14 protein-coding genes and 1 riboswitch are annotated in these 15,191 nt (G+C 68.0%); of the genes, 4 read left to right on the plus strand and 10 right to left on the minus strand.

Features of this window, described 5'->3' with window-relative positions:
* The first annotated feature begins 27 nt into the window (after positions 1–27).
* Positions 28–1,050, plus strand: a complete 1,023-nt coding sequence (locus AVCA_RS20235; protein ID WP_012702930.1) for a glycosyltransferase family 2 protein — start codon at positions 28–30, stop codon at positions 1,048–1,050.
* Positions 1,051–1,097: 47 nt separating this feature from the next.
* A complete protein-coding gene (locus AVCA_RS20240; RefSeq protein ID WP_012702931.1) occupies positions 1,098–1,814 on the plus strand; it encodes a hypothetical protein in 717 nt (238 codons plus the stop codon).
* Positions 1,815–1,824: 10 nt separating this feature from the next.
* Here AVCA_RS20240 and AVCA_RS20245 read toward each other — a convergent pair whose 3' ends face one another.
* Entirely contained in the window at positions 1,825–3,411 is a 1,587-nt protein-coding gene (locus AVCA_RS20245; RefSeq protein ID WP_236616283.1) for a diguanylate cyclase domain-containing protein, read from the minus strand.
* 215 nt (positions 3,412–3,626) lie between these two features.
* Positions 3,627–4,562 (minus strand): AEC family transporter, encoded by a 936-nt coding sequence (locus tag AVCA_RS20250; protein WP_012702934.1) that lies wholly within the window; start codon positions 4,560–4,562, stop codon positions 3,627–3,629.
* A 98-nt stretch (positions 4,563–4,660) separates the two neighbouring features.
* Between AVCA_RS20250 and AVCA_RS20255 the strand changes: the two genes are divergently transcribed.
* A complete protein-coding gene (locus AVCA_RS20255; RefSeq protein WP_012702935.1) occupies positions 4,661–5,566 on the plus strand; it encodes a LysR family transcriptional regulator in 906 nt (301 codons plus the stop codon).
* Here the strand turns inward: AVCA_RS20255 and AVCA_RS20260 are convergent.
* From AVCA_RS20260 to AVCA_RS20290, 7 genes are all read right to left on the minus strand, one after another.
* Positions 5,557–6,708: an acyl-CoA dehydrogenase family protein gene (locus tag AVCA_RS20260; protein ID WP_012702936.1), complete on the minus strand. Its 1,152-nt coding sequence runs from the start codon at positions 6,706–6,708 to the stop codon at positions 5,557–5,559. The two genes, AVCA_RS20255 and AVCA_RS20260, sit on opposite strands and share 10 nt — an antisense overlap.
* 35 nt (positions 6,709–6,743) lie before the next feature.
* Positions 6,744–7,661, minus strand: coding sequence for a type 2 periplasmic-binding domain-containing protein (locus AVCA_RS20265; protein WP_012702937.1), 918 nt, complete (start codon positions 7,659–7,661; stop codon positions 6,744–6,746).
* The gene (locus tag AVCA_RS20270) at positions 7,654–8,433 is read right to left on the minus strand and encodes an ABC transporter permease (RefSeq protein ID WP_012702938.1); all 780 of its coding nucleotides are present in this window, start codon (positions 8,431–8,433) and stop codon (positions 7,654–7,656) included. Before AVCA_RS20270 ends, AVCA_RS20265 begins: the two co-directional genes overlap by 8 nt.
* Positions 8,434–8,442: 9 nt before the next feature.
* A complete protein-coding gene (locus tag AVCA_RS20275) occupies positions 8,443–9,309 on the minus strand; it encodes an ABC transporter ATP-binding protein (protein ID WP_012702939.1) in 867 nt (288 codons plus the stop codon).
* The gene (locus AVCA_RS20280) at positions 9,306–10,358 is read right to left on the minus strand and encodes an ABC transporter substrate-binding protein (protein ID WP_236616285.1); all 1,053 of its coding nucleotides are present in this window, start codon (positions 10,356–10,358) and stop codon (positions 9,306–9,308) included. Before AVCA_RS20280 ends, AVCA_RS20275 begins: the two co-directional genes overlap by 4 nt.
* 674 nt (positions 10,359–11,032) lie before the next feature.
* The gene (locus AVCA_RS20285) at positions 11,033–11,488 is read right to left on the minus strand and encodes a DUF1249 domain-containing protein (RefSeq protein WP_085930856.1); all 456 of its coding nucleotides are present in this window, start codon (positions 11,486–11,488) and stop codon (positions 11,033–11,035) included.
* The gene (locus AVCA_RS20290; RefSeq protein ID WP_012702943.1) at positions 11,479–12,096 is read right to left on the minus strand and encodes an NUDIX domain-containing protein; all 618 of its coding nucleotides are present in this window, start codon (positions 12,094–12,096) and stop codon (positions 11,479–11,481) included. Before AVCA_RS20290 ends, AVCA_RS20285 begins: the two co-directional genes overlap by 10 nt.
* A 182-nt stretch (positions 12,097–12,278) precedes the next feature.
* On the opposite strand from AVCA_RS20290, the gene AVCA_RS20295 reads away from it, so the two are divergent.
* Positions 12,279–13,010 (plus strand): DUF3298 and DUF4163 domain-containing protein, encoded by a 732-nt coding sequence (locus tag AVCA_RS20295; protein WP_012702944.1) that lies wholly within the window; start codon positions 12,279–12,281, stop codon positions 13,008–13,010.
* 43 nt (positions 13,011–13,053) lie between these two features.
* Here the strand turns inward: AVCA_RS20295 and thiC are convergent, their stop codons facing one another.
* Positions 13,054–14,940, minus strand: coding sequence for a phosphomethylpyrimidine synthase ThiC (gene thiC / locus AVCA_RS20300; RefSeq protein WP_012702945.1), 1,887 nt, complete (start codon positions 14,938–14,940; stop codon positions 13,054–13,056).
* 90 nt (positions 14,941–15,030) lie between these two features.
* Positions 15,031–15,135: riboswitch (TPP riboswitch) on the minus strand.
* Between the last annotated feature and the right edge of the window lie 56 nt (positions 15,136–15,191).

A 15,191-nucleotide genomic window follows, 5' to 3' on the forward strand; every position in this document is an offset into this window, starting at 1 on the left:
CGGCTCATCCGTCCTGGGAATCTCGCCATGTCTCGAACACCGCGTGTGACGGTCTTCATTCCGGTACACAACCGTCAACGCTACATCGCCACCGCCGTCGACAGCATCCTGGCGCAGACCTTCGGGGACTTCGAACTGCTGGTCGTCGACGACGGCTCGACCGACGCCACCCTCGAGGTGCTGTCGCACTACCGGGACCCGCGCCTGCGCGTGGAGTGCAACCCGCGCAACCTGGGCCTTCCGGGAACCCGCAACCGCGGCCTGGAACTGGCCCGCGGCGAATACATCGCCCTGCTCGACAGCGACGACAAGGCCTGGCCCGAGCGCCTCACCCGCCAGGTCGAGGTGCTCGATCGGCACCCCGAGCTGGTGCAGATCGGCAGCGCCTGCGACTTCATGGACGCCGAGGGCCGGCGCCTCGACCGGGTCCGCCGCCGGCCGCTGGCTCCCGACGAGGTGGATGCCAGCCTGGCGTTCTACTGCGCCCTGACCAACCGCACGATCATGGGGCGCACCGCCATCCTGCGCGAATACCGCTACAGCGAGGACTTCCCGAGCTGCGAGGACTACGAACTGCACCAGCGGCTGGCGCGTACCTGGCGCATGGCCAATCTCCCGGACGTACTGGTCTGCGGGCGCGAACACCCCGGCCGCTTCACCCGCAACAACCGGGCGCTGGGCGTCGACCGCAAGCGCGAGATCTGCCGGCGGGCGCTGCTCGAACTCGGCATCGAACCGAGCGAGGCGGACCTCGACCGCCACTACGCCTTGTCGCGCCCCCAGGAGCTCGGCGCCGAACTGGACCGGGATTATCTCGACTGGACCGAGCAGTGGCTGGCCCGGCTCGACGTCGCCAACCGCCGCACGCAGCGCTATGTGCCCGAGGCGCTGCTGCGCGTCATGACCGAGCGCTGGGTACAACTGTGCCTGCAGGCGCGCCGCCAGCTCGGGCCGGGCGCCTACCTGCGCCTATTGCGCTCGCCGCTGGCCAGGCGCCTGCCGGCGACGTTCCTGCGTTTCCTGCGCACGCCCCGTCCGCTGGCGACCTGAGCCGGCACGAACAGATTCCCCACCGAACCAGCCATGAGGAGCGTGACATGCGCTATCTGGACTTCGAGGCCCTGGAGCGCCTGGACGCCCGGGCCTTTCAGGAACAGCACCCCTACCCCTGGGCCAATCCGGCCGGCCTGCTGACCGCCGAGGGCTACGCGGCGCTGCGCGACAGCCTGCCTTCCGCCGAACGCTTCACGGAGGTAGTCGGCAAGGTGCGCCGCTACGGCCAACAATCCCATGACCGCCTGGCGCTGGAATACGCGCCGGGACTCGAACTCTCGCCGCACTGGCAGGCCTTCCTGGACGAGCTGAACGGCCCCCGCTACCGGCAGTTCCTGACCCGCATGCTCGGCACGCGCGCCTTCCGGCTGCGCTATCACTGGCATTACACGCCGGCCGGCTGCTCGGTCTCGCCGCACTGCGACGCCCGCGAAAAGCTCGGATCGCACATCTTCTACTTCAACACCGAGGACGACTGGCAAGCCGAGTGGGGCGGGCAGACCCTGGTGCTGGACGACGGCGGCCGCTTCGACAGCAAGAGCGCGCCGGCCTTCGAGGATTTCGAGCGCATCATCGAGTCCCGGGCGCTGGGCAACCACAGCTTTCTGTTCTGCCGACGCGGCAACTCCTGGCACGGGGTGCGCGAACTCACCTGCCCGCCGGACCACTACCGCAAGGTCTTCATCGTGGTCATCGACGAACACCGCCCGCTCAAGCAGTTGTCCCGGCGGATCAAAAGGCTGTTCGGGCGCGTCGCCTGAGTAACCCGGCTCAGGCGCTCGCCGCCTGCCCCGTCCCGAAGATCCGGTAGCAGGCCTTGCCCGCGCGCTTGGCCTCGTACATGGCCTGGTCGGCCTCGCGGAGCAGTTCGTTGATGTCGCTGCGCTCGCCGGCGAAGGCCACGCCGATGCTCGCGGAAACGGCGACCGAGGACTGTCCGCCGTCCAGCGCCATGGGCTGGCTCACCTGCTCGATCAGGCGCTTCAGGATACCGTCGAGGGTCTTCCCGTCGCCCACCCCCGGCAGCACCACCACGAACTCGTCCCCGCCGAAGCGGGCGAGCGTGTCGGAAGGACGCAGCACGGCCTGCATGCATTGCGCGACCTCCTTCAGGAGCAGGTCGCCGGCCTGGTGGCCGAAACGGTCGTTGACCGTCTTGAAGCCGTCCAGATCGAGCATGCAGACCGCCAGCCGGCCGCCCTGCCGGCGCTGCTGGCCGATAGCCATATAGATGCGATCGAACAGCAGCCGGCGGTTGGGCAGACCGGTCAGGGCGTCGCGATAGACCAGGCCGTCGAGTTCCCCCTGCCGTTCCATCAGCTCGCGATTGAGTCGCGCCAGAGCGATGGCGCCACGCCAGGAGCGGTCGAGGAAGAGCAGCAGGACCAGGGTCAGCGCCAGCAGCGACAGCATCAGCAGCAGGGGCTGGGCACTGGCCGGCAGGCTGTCCCGCGAAGCGACGAATTCGATGAGCCACTGCCGGCCGGGAATGACCAGCTCGTACTGGACCACGCCGTCGCCGGGCTCGTGGGGAACCGCGCCGCGCGGCTGGATGGCCAGCGGCCGCCCATCCTCCAGCTCGTAAAGGCGCACCTCCACCTGCCGCTGACTGAACGACAGGCGCCTGAGCAGCACACCGGGCTGCAGCAGCAGGATCAGATGGCCCTCCAGGGCCCGCCAGCGCTGCTCGTCGGTCAGCACCGGCATACCCTTGCGATACAGCGGCTGATAGATGGCGACCACCGGCGCTCCGTCCGGATCCTGCGGCAGCGGGAAGACCGGGGTGGCCCGCTGCAGGCCCAGGCGGGCGGAGACGAGCGCCGTCTCCCGGTCATGGGGACTCGCCAGGACGTCGAAGCCGAGCCCCTGGCGATTCGCCTGGAGCGGCTCGACGTAGCCCATCGGCAGATACTCCGCGCGGGCGGGCGCCGGAACGGGGGTCCGGCCGTCGCTGCCCAGGTCGAAGATGCCGAGCGGGCGCTCCTGCCAGGGAAACAGCTTCCACTCGAATTCGGTGCGCTGCTCGGCGGCGATCTTCGGCGCCCAGTGCACGGCCAGGATTTCCGGATAGTTCGGCAGCACCTCCCGGGCGAAGCTGGCGAACTCCTCGCGCTCGATCGTCTCGGCCGACATGAAGAGGCCGCGGAAGGCCAGCAAGACCTGCGGCGAATGCTCCAGAAAATCCTGGACGCCATGGAACTGGACATGCGCCAGGCGCTGGAACTCGGCCACCTGTACGCGCCGCTCCAGCGTGGAACTGTACAGGTAGGCGATCACCGAAAGCACCCCGCCGAGTCCTCCCACCACCAGCAATCTGGCCCAATGCTCGCGCCGCGCGCGCCGATCCGCTCCCACCATTCACGCCTTCGCCTGAAACCGCAGCCCTGTCAGGCCGTGGATTATATGGGCGAACGCCTCCCCGTACCTCTGACCGAACGCATTGAAGGCACGGGGCCTGCCGTCCCCCCTGAACGCCCGGATGCCGCCAGTGCTGCGATGGCGGCAGGCATCGGATCATTCCAGCCGGTGCCGAGACCGCCGGCGACCGGGCGAGAGGGATGCGCTGCGCAGCCTCAAGCGCCGCTCCTGATCCAGTAGATGCAGGCCGACAGGGTCGGCAGCGAGCACAGCGTCGAGATCAGGATGGTGCGGGAAACCACGGGAGCCTCGCGCGCATAGTATTCGGCCAGCATGAACGGGCCCGTCCCCGTGGGCAGCGCGCTCAGCAGCAAGGCCGCGTTGGCCCAGAGCGCCGGCAACTGGAGCACCCGATAGGCCAGGAATCCCGTCAGCAACGGCTGGCCGACCGTCTTCACGAGCACCAGCGGCCAGACGCCCCGCGCCTCGCCTTCCTGTTTCTGCGCCAGGAACAGCCCGAGCGCCACCAGGGCGCACGGGGCGGTGGCGGCGGCGAGCATATCGAGGAAACGCAGGATCGTCGCCGGCACCTCCAGACCGGTGGCGGCCCACAGGACGCCGGCCAGGGGCGACACGACCAGCGGATTGCCGGCGAGGGCCTTCAGCACCTTGAGCAGTGCGCGGCCCAGGGCTCTCTCGTTCTGCAGGCCGGCCTCGATGCAGATCACGGCGATCGCGAACAGCATGCAGACCACCACCAGGGTCGCGATCAGCGCGGGCTCCAGCCCGGCGTCGCCCAGCACGGGCAGGCACAGGGGGATTCCCATGTAGCCCGTGTTGGCATAGGAAGCGCTCAGCGCGTCGACGCTCGCGGCCGGCAGCGAGCGCCGTTGCGAGAGACGCCAGAGCAGCGTCGCCAGGAAAATCAGCAGGCACCCTCCGGCGAAGGCCGCCAGGAATCCGGGATGCCAGAACGCCTCCCAGCTCGATGTCGCCGTAGCCCTGAACAGCAGGGCGGGAAGACAGAGCCAGACGACGAACCTGTTCATTTCGCTCGCGGCGCCAGGCCCCAGGCGATTGCTGCGGCGACAGACGAAGCCGGCGAGGATGAACGCGAAAATGGGCAGCAGAACGGCCAGGACGGACGACATGGCGACTCCGATCGGTTTGCGGAGCCACAAGATTAGGGTTGTGCATCCATTCCGATCCAATGCTTAATCCCGCCCACATCCATACGGAAACGGAATCGATGATCGAGCTTCGCCAACTGCGCTACTTCATGGCACTGGCCGAACATCTGCACTTCGGCAAGGCCGCCGAGTCCCTGCACATCACCCAGCCGCCCCTGAGCCGGCAGATTTCGGCCCTGGAGGCCGATCTCGGCGTCGTGCTGTTTTCCAGGCACTCGCGGTCGGTCGAATTGACCGCGGCGGGCCGCGACTTCCAGCAGCATGCGAAGACCGCCCTGGCGGAACTGGATCTCGCGATCCGTTCGACCCGCGCCAGCGCCCGCGGGGAACGCGGCGAGCTGCGCGTGAGCTTCACCATGGTCGCCGCGTGGATTCTGCTGCCCGAACTGCTCAAGGCGTACAGCGATGCCTATCCGGACGTGAGCCTGGCGCTCAACGAGGTACTGCCCAGGGACCTCGGCCCGGCCCTGGAACGCGGCGAGGCGGATATCGCCTTGACCTTTCCCTCTTCGGGATCGAAATCCCTGTGTTACCGGGCACTGCGCCGCGAACCGCTCTGCGCCGTCCTGCCGGCCAGCCATCCGCTCGCCGCCGCGACGGAATTCAGCATCGCGGCACTGGCGGACGAACCCTTCATCACCTTCCCCCGGCAAACCGCCCCGGCCCTGCATGAGGCGGTGATGAGCTGCTGCCGCCGCGCCGGGTTCGAGCCGAAGATACGCTTGGAAACGCATCTCCAGCAGACCATCGTCAACCTCGTCGCCGAGGGCCTGGGCGTCTCCGTGGTACCCGGATCGATGCGCAAGATGCGGATGCCCGGCGTGGCGTTCAAGGCGATCGACCGCTCCCCGCCGGTCGAATACGGGGTGATCTGGAATCCCCGCAACGAAAATCCCTGCCTGAACACTTTTCTCCGCTGCGTCGGCGTGGAGGAAACGGGAGATCGCGGCCCCGCTCAGGTGTAGTTCGCCGGGTCGGGCGCCTCGTCCTTGAGCGCCCAGCGGCCGAGCATGTTCAGCTTGTAGTCGATGGGGTCGTGCAGGGTGTGGGTGCGCACGTTGCGCCAGAAACGGTCGAAACCGAGCGAGGCGCGGGTGCCGCGGGCGCCGACCACCTCGAACAGTTCCTGACTGGCGAACAGTCCGGCGCGATGGGCCAGTACCTTGGCCTCGGCCACCGCGACCGCCACCCGGGCGCGCTCCGCGGCGGTCAGCGCGGGCCCGCGGGAAAACGCCCGGTCGATCAGTTCGGCGGCGCGCTCGGCCAGGGCGCGGCCGGCGGCGATCTGCACATGCATTTCGCCGAAGCGGTTCTGGGTGAAGGGATCGTCCACCGCTTGCGCGGCCGGCGAGGTCAGCCAGGGCCGCGCCTGGCCGTGGGCGTAGTCGCGGGCCTCGGCGAAGGCGCCTTCGGCGATGCCGAGGTAAAGGTTGGTCAGCACCAGTTGGCCGAAGCAGTTGCGCAGGGTATGGAAGGCGCTCGGCGTGGCGTCCGCCGCGCGCAGCACGTTGCGCGCCTCCAGCGGCACCCGGGCGAAGGCGATGGTGTTGCTGTCGGTCTGGCGCTGGCCGATCGGGTCCCAGTCGTCGACGACCTGCACGCCGGGATGCTCGGTGGAAACCACGCCGAGCAGCGGCTGGGCCTGTTCGCCGAGCACCGCCGAGAGGGTCATGAAGTGCGAGCCGACGGTGCCCGAGCAGAAGGATTTGCTGCCGTCGAGCAGGAAGCCTTCGGCCGCCGGCGTGGCGACCAGGCGGCGGTCCAGCGGGTTCATGCCGTTGCCCCACCAGCACTGGTGCTCGGCGGTGTGGCGGAGCAGGCGCTGCTGCTGTTCTTCGTTGCCGTAGATCAGCAGCGTGGCGACCTGCAACTGGTGGAAGGCCAGGATGTGCGCCAGGGAACTGTCGACGGCGGCCAGTTGGCGCACCAGGGCGAAGATTTCCTGCCAGTTGCGCTCTTGGCCGCCCAGATCGCGGGGAATGGCCAGCAGCAGCAGGCCGGCGTCGCGCAGCAGCGCCTTTTCCTCGGCGGCATGGCCGCCGCGGGCGTCGCGCTCGACGGCGCTGGCCTTGATACGTTCGAGCAGGGTGTGCAGATCGTGGGACATGTCGGTAACGGGTCGTGATGAAAGTCGTGATGGGTTCAGTGGCAGATCAGCCCTTGTTCGAGCTTCAGCGCGTCGAAGGCCAGCTCGCCGGTGCGTTGCGCCAGCACGGCGTCCAGCGCGCCACGGCGCTGCCAGTCGCCCAGGGCCGCGGCGAGCCAGGCCTGCGCCTGCGGCTCGCCCTCCGCCAGGCGCACATGGCCGGCGGCCGGCGCGCGCAGTTCGAGCGGCAGGCGCCGGTAGAAACGCCAGTCGGGCTGCTGCAACAGCCAGTCGACCAGACCGCGCGCCTCGGCCAGCGCCTGGCACTCGCCGGCCATGAAGGCGGCGATGGCGTGGACCGCCGAGGGATACTCGCGCAGCCGGACGCCATGGCGCTCCGCCAGCGGGCGGCGATAGGGACTGCCCTCGGCCAGGCACAGGCTGCGACCGCGCAGCCCTTCGCCATCGTGGATGTCGAGCCCGCGCAAGACGATCAGCGCCCCCTCCCCTTGCCGTTTCGACGCCGGGATCGCCGTGCTGCCGGCACCGTCCGGCGTGGCAGCGCCGGCGACCAGCAGATCGATCCGCCCTTCACGCAACGCAAGCTCGCGCTGTTCGGGTGCGAGACCGAGAAGCTCCACCGGCAGGCCCAGGTAGTCGCCCAGGGCCCGCGCCAGCGCCGCATCGAAAGGATCGGGTTCGGCCCGTACCGGCGCGCCGGGCAGCGCCGGACGCGGATAGGCGCGCACGCCGACGATCAGCCGGCCACGGGCCTGGGCCTGTTCGAGGCGCGGGCCGGGCGACAATCGCCCGGGATCGGGCAGCTCCTCGCGCGTCGCCAGGCCGATGCCGGCGAGCAGCAGCGCCGTCAGCAGCAGCGCCACGCCCGGCCAGGGGCCGGGTCGGCGAACCGGCAGCGCTTCGCGCAGCGGACGCAGTTCGCCGAGCCAGGCCGGCATCAGCAGGTCAGGCATCGGCGCGCAGCCCCCTGCGCCAGCGGGTGCAGCGCCGTTCGATCAGGGCGAGGACGGCATTGAGCAAAAGCCCCACCAGCGCCAGCAGGAGAATGCCGGCGTACATGCTGGGCACCTGGAAGACTTCCTGAGAATTCAGGGTCAAAAAGCCCAGGCCGGAGTGCGCGCCGATCATCTCGGCGGCCACCAGCGCGGTTACGCAGTAGGCGCCGGCCAGGCGGACGCCGGTGAAGATCGAGGGCGCGGCCGCCGGCAGCACCACCTTGACGAACAGGAAAGCCCGCGAGGCGCCCATCGAACGGGCCGAGTCGATCAACAGCCGGTCCACCTGCTTCACACCGCTGATGGTGCTGAGCAGGATCGGCCAGAACGAGGCCCAGAAGATGATCGCCACCTTGGACAGCTCGCCGATCCCGAAGAACAGGATGAACACCGGGAACAGCGCCAGCGCCGAGGTCTGCCGGAATAATTGCAACAGCGGATCGACCAGCGCCTCGAGGCGCCTGAAGCCGCCCATCAGCAGACCGAGGCCGACCCCGCTGACGATCGCCAGCAGCAGGCCGGCCAACGAGCGGTAGAGGCTGGCCTCGAGATGCTTGAACAGCAGGCCCGACGAAACCAGATCGGCGATGGCCCCCAGGACCTCCGAGGGCGGGCTGAGGTAGGCGGCGCTGACCAGGCCGCTGCGCGGCAGCAGCTCCCAGAGCAGGGCGAAGACGAGAATGCCCAGGCTGCGCTGGAACAGGCCGGAGAGTTTGGCGGAAATCCCCATGGCGCCTCCCTATCCCTTGGCCAGCCGCCGGCCGGCCTGCGCGCTCGCCGGCCAATCGGCCGCGCGCGTGGAGGTCGCGGCCGGCACCGGAGCCGTGGCGAAGCGCACCTCGTCCTTGAGCACTTCCCAAGCGCGCTGGCGCAGATGCACGAAATCCTCGGAGTTGCGCAGCTCGGCGAGCCGCGGACGCGGCAGCGGCACCTCGATGATCTCCTTGATCCTTCCCGGCCGGTGGGTCATCACCGCAATGCGGTCGGAGAGGAAGATCGCCTCGTCGAGGCTGTGGGTGATGAACACGATGGTCTTCTTGTGCCGGTCCCAGATGCGCAGCAGCTCGCCCTGGAGGATCTCCCGGGTCTGCGCGTCCAGCGCGGCGAACGGCTCGTCCATGAGCAGCACCTCGGGCTCGTAGACCAGCGAACGGGCGATGGCCACGCGCTGGCGCATGCCGCCGGAAATTTCGTGGGGATAGCGCGCGCCGAAACCGCCCAGGCCCACCAGCTCCAGGTACTCGCGGGCCCGCTCGCGGCGCTCGGCCTTGCCGACGCCACGGATCTCCAGGCCCACCTCGATGTTCTCCAGCACGGTGCGCCAGGGAAACAGGGCGTAGCCCTGGAACACCACACCCTGCCGGGCGTTGATACCCTCCAGCGGTTGGCCGTCGACCAGCAGGCTGCCACCGCTTTTCTGCGCCAGCCCGGCGAGGATGCTCAGGAAGGTCGACTTGCCGCAGCCGGACGGGCCGAGCACCGAGAGGAACTCGCCGGCGCGTACCTCCAGGTCGAAGTGCTCCAGGGCCACGACCCGCTCGGCGCGGCCGCTCTCGTCCCGGGAGGTGAACTCCATGCGCAGGTCGCGCGCGACTATGCTGCTCACGCCAGAGCCTCCGGGCTGGCGAAGGGATTGAACTCGTTGGTGTAGACGTCCTTCACCCGCACCTTGCCGGACGGAATCTTGCCCTCGGCCTCGAGGATGTCGATGTAGTACTGGATCGGCGGCTCGCTGACCACCAGGTTCTCGACATAGGCGAAACGCTCGACCAGGCGCAGCTCCATGCCGATGCGCTCGGAAGTGATCCTGCGCGCCTCGTCGGGGTTGGCGTTGACCCAGTTGGCCGCCCGGGCGATGGCGCTCACCAGGTCGCGGGTGGCCTCGGGATGCTCGCGGGCGAAGCGGCCGTACACGCTGTAGGGGGCCATGCCGCCCAGTCCGCCGTCGAGGTCGTAGTCGCTCCACAGCTTGACCAGCGCGGGGTTCTGTTCGGCGCCGCCGGAATGTGGCGGGTGGATGATCGCCACGTCGATGTTGCGCGTCGCCAGGGTCTGCTCGGCCTGGTTGTCCGGCACCACCAGCCAGTTGATACGGTTCACGTCGACGCCCTGGGCGCGCAGGTACTTCTTGGTGACGAACTCGGCGCAGGCACCGAAGCTGTTGAAGCCCACCGTCTTGCCCTCGAGGTCCTTCGGCGTGCGGATGCCCGACTCCCGGTGCGCGAAGTACTTCATGTGCGGGGCTTCCTGCAGGGTCTTGCCGCCGGCGGACACCACCTTGATGTCCAGGCCGCTGGCGATCGCCGAGATGACCAGCGGCACCATGCGCGTACCGAAATCGATCTCGCCGGTGCCGACCAACGGAATGATCTGCGGCGCAGCGATCTTGCCGACGTACTTCGGACGCGTCCGGCTGCCCTCGAAATAACCCAGCGCCTCGGCCAGGTAAATCAGGTCGAAGGTGGGGTTGTCCGGATACTTGAACTCCACCACCGGATCGCCGACGCCCTTCACCACGGCCGGCGCGCCCGCCGACCCGGCGGCTCCCTGTTCTTCCTTCTTCCAGCAGCCGGGCAGCAGGAGGCTGGCAGCGCCCGCCGATCCGAGCAGGGCGAGAGTCTTGAGCGCCGATCGACGGCTGGCATTCACAGGCATGACGATTTCCCCTTGCAACGGGCGGAGCGCGAAGGCGATCCGTCCCCAAGTGCTGAAGCCCATATCAGCAAGAGCCGTTCCAGAGCCTGAAAATAAATATAAATAATTGATTTAAATGATATTTTTCAAATCGACCAGAAATCTTCGGAAAAGTCGCGGCCGTCCCGCTGCGCGAATCGCCACAGCGAACAGCGCCAACTGCGCCAAAACGCGCAGCGCCGGAAGTCGAGCACATTTTCCCTCTCCCCTTCAGGGCAATCGCATGAAGCGGCGCGGGGCGGAGATCGGACTGGCAAGATCGGGTTTCTGGCGTTGTCCTCGGCGGCTGCTTGCCGAGAGCTTCGACACGCTCTGTTCCGGGCTACGCCCGAGTCACCTTAGCTTGTTGCTCGCCGCGCGAAAGAGCGCGCGTCCGGCATTCGGGTCTGGCCTGCGACCAGACTTTCTTCTCCCTGCTCCTCTCCCGGGCATGGGAGAGACGAGAAATCCGAGCATGCCGTCCGTCTCAAAAAGCGGGCGGGAACGCCGATGGAAATGCTCGGGCACGGCACAGGCACCGCAGCGGTGGCCGGCGGGAAGAAAGCGCGAAGGGAATTCGGAGCGGAAGGGGCCCTGTCCCGACAGGCGGTCGTCGTCCCGGAACGACGGGAGGCGACGGAACGACCGTGGCTCGATCAGACGACCGGCTCCACCTCGTGGCCGCAGGACAGGCAGTGGCTCAGCCATTCGCCGAGGAACAGGTTGAGCTGGCTCTTCTCGTCCGGCTGGTGCATCGCCGCGTTGGGGTAGACGTAGCGGCTGCGCAGGCGCCTGGCCTGCTCCGCGCCGACCACCTCGGCCATGCGCGCGTCGTGGTAGACCCGCACCTCCATCCGCGGCGCCGGCAGCCACGGCAGGCTGTGCTCCTGGCAGACCTTGAGGGTGGTGGTGTAGGGACAGTCCTCCAGCACCTCCAGCGCCAGCACGCCGAGCAACCGCTCGCCCTGGCTCACCCCCACCCGCCGCGCCGCCGCGGGCACGCTGCGCATCTCCGGCAGCAGGCGCATCAGCCGCGCGTAGTTGGCCTCGCAGGTCGCCTGCAGGTCGACCAGGTCGACCCGGTAACGCTCGCGCATCAGACTTACGCCCACAATCCTCGTACCTCGATACGGTTCAGCGCCAGCCACTGCAGGGCAATGATGCTGGCGGCATTGTTGATCCTGCCATCCCTGACCGCCTGCAGCGCGTCCTCGAAAGACAGCACGTGCACGCGGATGTCCTCCCCCTCTTCGGGCAATCCATGGACGCCGCCGGCCCCCTGGCTATCGCAGCGACCGACATAAAGGTAGACCTTCTCGTTGCTGCCGCCGGGCGACGGGTAGTAGACGGTCACCGGCCACAGCGCTTCGAGCCTGAGCCCCGCCTCCTCGAGGGCCTCGCGGTGGGCGACCTCCTCGGGTGCCTCGTCCTTGTCGATCAGACCGGCGACCATTTCGAGCATCCAGGGATTGGTCGACTTGTCCATCGCCCCGACGCGGAACTGCTCGTTCAGCACCACGCAGTCGCGCTGCGGATCGTAGGGCAGCACGCAGACCGCGTCGTGACGCACGAACAGTTCGCGGCTGAGCACCGGCCCCATCTCGCCGGAAAACTGGCGATGCCGCAGGTGCACGCGCTCGAGCTGATAGAAGCCCGTGAAACAGGCCTCGCGCCGCACGATTTCCACGGCATCCGGGTCCGGTTTGAAGAATTCGTTCATCCTGTACGCTCGCCTAGTGAACCGAAGTCGGTTGCCATCCTAACCCGCCCCATCGAACGACGCAGCCCCTTTGCAGAAGGCCGAGGACCTGCGACCCTAGCCAGTCCGCCGGCGCCCGCTCCGGACGTCCGGCGGAGCCTCCCTCAACGACGCCGAAAGCCCCGATGAACGCTGTATCCCCCATGAAATCATTCGCCCTCGCCGCCTTCGTCCTGCTCCTGGGCGCCTGCCAGAGCCTGTCCCCTTCGAGCCGGCCGGCCGTCTATCAGCGCACGGCCTGGGAACATCAGCAGCCCGGATGCCAGGGCAGCGATTGCCCGCTGGTGAACATCGACACCGTGAATTTTCCCGACGAGCCGGAGCTGAACCGGCTGATCGACCGCGGCTTGCTGGAGCTGACCCGCGAGTCCGAGGGCATGCCGCTGCCGGCCTCGCTGCAGAGCCACGAACGGGACTTCCTGGCCGGCGCCAGGCCCGGCTGGAGCAGCTACCTGCAGGCCAAGGTGCTGGAGCAGAACGGCGGGCGCATTCTCGTGGAGCTGTCGAGCTACCGCTTCACCGGCGGCGCCCACGGCATGCCGCGGCGCGCCTTCATCGACTTCGACCGCGGTCGGAAGAAGGCCCTGGAGCTGCGCGATCTCTTGCTGCCGGGACAGGAGGAAGCCTTCTGGACGAAGGCCGGGCAGGCGCACCAGCGCTGGCTGACGGCCCAGGGCGTCGGCGAGGATGCGGAGTTCATCGCCACCTGGCCGTTCCAGCAGACCCACCACATCGCCCTGGCGAAAGTCGGCGTGCTGCTGATGTACGACACCTACCGCATCGCCCCCTACGCCATGGGCCATCCGCTGGTGGTGGTGCCCTACCCGCAGCTCAACGGCATCCTCAGGCCGGAATTCTTCCCGCGCGGCAGGTAGGGCCGCGAAGCACCCTCTCCCCGCCGGGGAGAGGGTGGAGAGCTCAGACCTGCTTGTAGATCACCGAGCCCTCTTCGCGGAAGCGCTCGGCCTGCTCCCGGAAACCGGCCTCGACGGCCTGGCTTTCCTCGGACAGGCCGTGCTCGGCGGCGTAGTCGCGCACTTCCTGGGTGATCTTCATCGAACAGAACTTCGGCCCGCACATGGAGCAGAAGTGCGCCACCTTGGCCGAGTCCTTGGGCAGGGTCTCGTCGTGGAAGGCACGCGCGGTGTCCGGATCGAGGCCGAGGTTGAACTGGTCCTCCCAGCGGAACTCGAAGCGCGCCTTGCTCAGCGCGTTGTCGCGGATCTGCGCGCCCGGATGGCCCTTGGCCAGATCGGCGGCGTGCGCGGCGATCTTGTAGGTGATGATGCCGGTCTTCACATCGTCCTTGTTCGGCAGGCCGAGGTGCTCCTTGGGCGTCACGTAGCAGAGCATGGCGCAGCCGAACCAGCCGATCATCGCCGCGCCGATGCCGGAGGTGATGTGGTCGTAACCGGGGGCGATGTCGGTGACCAACGGGCCGAGGGTGTAGAACGGCGCCTCGTCGCAGCATTCGAGCTGCTTGTCCATGTTCTCCTTGATCATGTGCATCGGCACGTGGCCGGGGCCTTCGATGATGGTCTGCACCTCGTGCTTCCAGGCGACCCTGGTCAGTTCGCCGAGGGTTTCCAGTTCGCCGAACTGGGCGGCGTCGTTGGCATCGGCCACCGAGCCGGGGCGCAGGCCGTCGCCCAGGGAGAAGCTGACATCGTAGGCCTTCATGATGTCGCAGATGTCTTCGAAGTGGGTGTAGAGGAAGTTTTCCTGGTGATGCGCCAGACACCATTTGGCCATGATCGAACCGCCGCGGGAGACGATGCCGGTGACCCTTTTCGCGGTCAGCGGCACGTAGCGCAGCAGCACGCCGGCATGAATGGTGAAGTAGTCCACGCCCTGCTCGGCCTGCTCGATCAGGGTGTCGCGGAACAGCTCCCAGGTCAGGTCCTCGGCGATGCCGCCGACCTTTTCCAGCGCCTGGTAGATCGGCACCGTGCCGATCGGCACCGGCGAGTTGCGGATGATCCACTCGCGGGTCTCGTGGATGTGCTTGCCGGTGGACAGGTCCATCACGGTGTCCGAGCCCCAGCGGATGCCCCAGGTCAGCTTGGCCACTTCCTCTTCGATGCTCGATCCCAGCGCCGAGTTGCCGATATTGCCGTTGATCTTCACCAGGAAGTTGCGGCCGATGATCATCGGCTCCAGCTCCACGTGGTTGATGTTGGCCGGGATGATGGCGCGGCCGCGGGCGACTTCGGCTCGGACGAACTCGGGGGTGATTTCCTTCGGAATGCTGGCGCCGAAGCTCTGCCCCGGATGCTGCGCGGCGAGCAGGCCGGCCTCGCGCGCCTCGGCGAGCTTCATGTTCTCGCGGATGGCGACGTATTCCATCTCCGGGGTGACGATGCCTTTCCTGGCATAGTGCATCTGCGTGACGTTGTGCCCGGCCTTGGCGCGGCGCGGGTTGCGTACGTGGGCGAAGCGCATGGCGGCCAGTTCCGGGTCGGAGAGGCGGCGCTGGCCGAACTCCGAGGTCAGGCCCGGCAGCTTCTCGGTGTCGCCGCGATCCTCGATCCAGGCGCTGCGCACGTCGGCCAGCCCCTTGCGCACGTCGATGACGACGTTCGGGTCGGTGTAGGGGCCGGAGGTGTCGTAGACGGTGACCGGCGGGTTGATCTCGCCGCCGAACGCGGTGGGTGTCACGTCCAGGCCGATCTCGCGCATCGGCACGCGGATGTCCGGGCGCGAGCCGGTGACGTAGATCTTCCGCGAACGCGGGAAGGGCTGTACGGACTGCTGGTCGACCTGGGCGGACTCGCTCAGGTTCTTCTGTTGTTCTGTCACGTTCATCAAGGCACTCCATCTCGTCCGGGGTATGGATTGTCGGGGTCGATCGGAGCGAGCGCGGGCATGCCGGAGCATGGAGAAATCCCCGCCGAACAGCGAGGACGTCTTGTTCCCTACGCAGGCGTCACCCTGATCAGGTTCAACGGGACCCGGCCTCGGCCGATCTCAGCCCCCACAGGGGCACCCCGACAAGTACCGGCTGAGTCTAAACAAGCTGCGCGCAGAACACCAACAGGCGCATGCCGGCCCGTCGG

Origin of the sequence: Azotobacter vinelandii CA, assembly GCF_000380335.1 — a bacterium.
GTDB classification, from domain to species: Bacteria; Pseudomonadota; Gammaproteobacteria; order Pseudomonadales; family Pseudomonadaceae; genus Azotobacter; species Azotobacter vinelandii.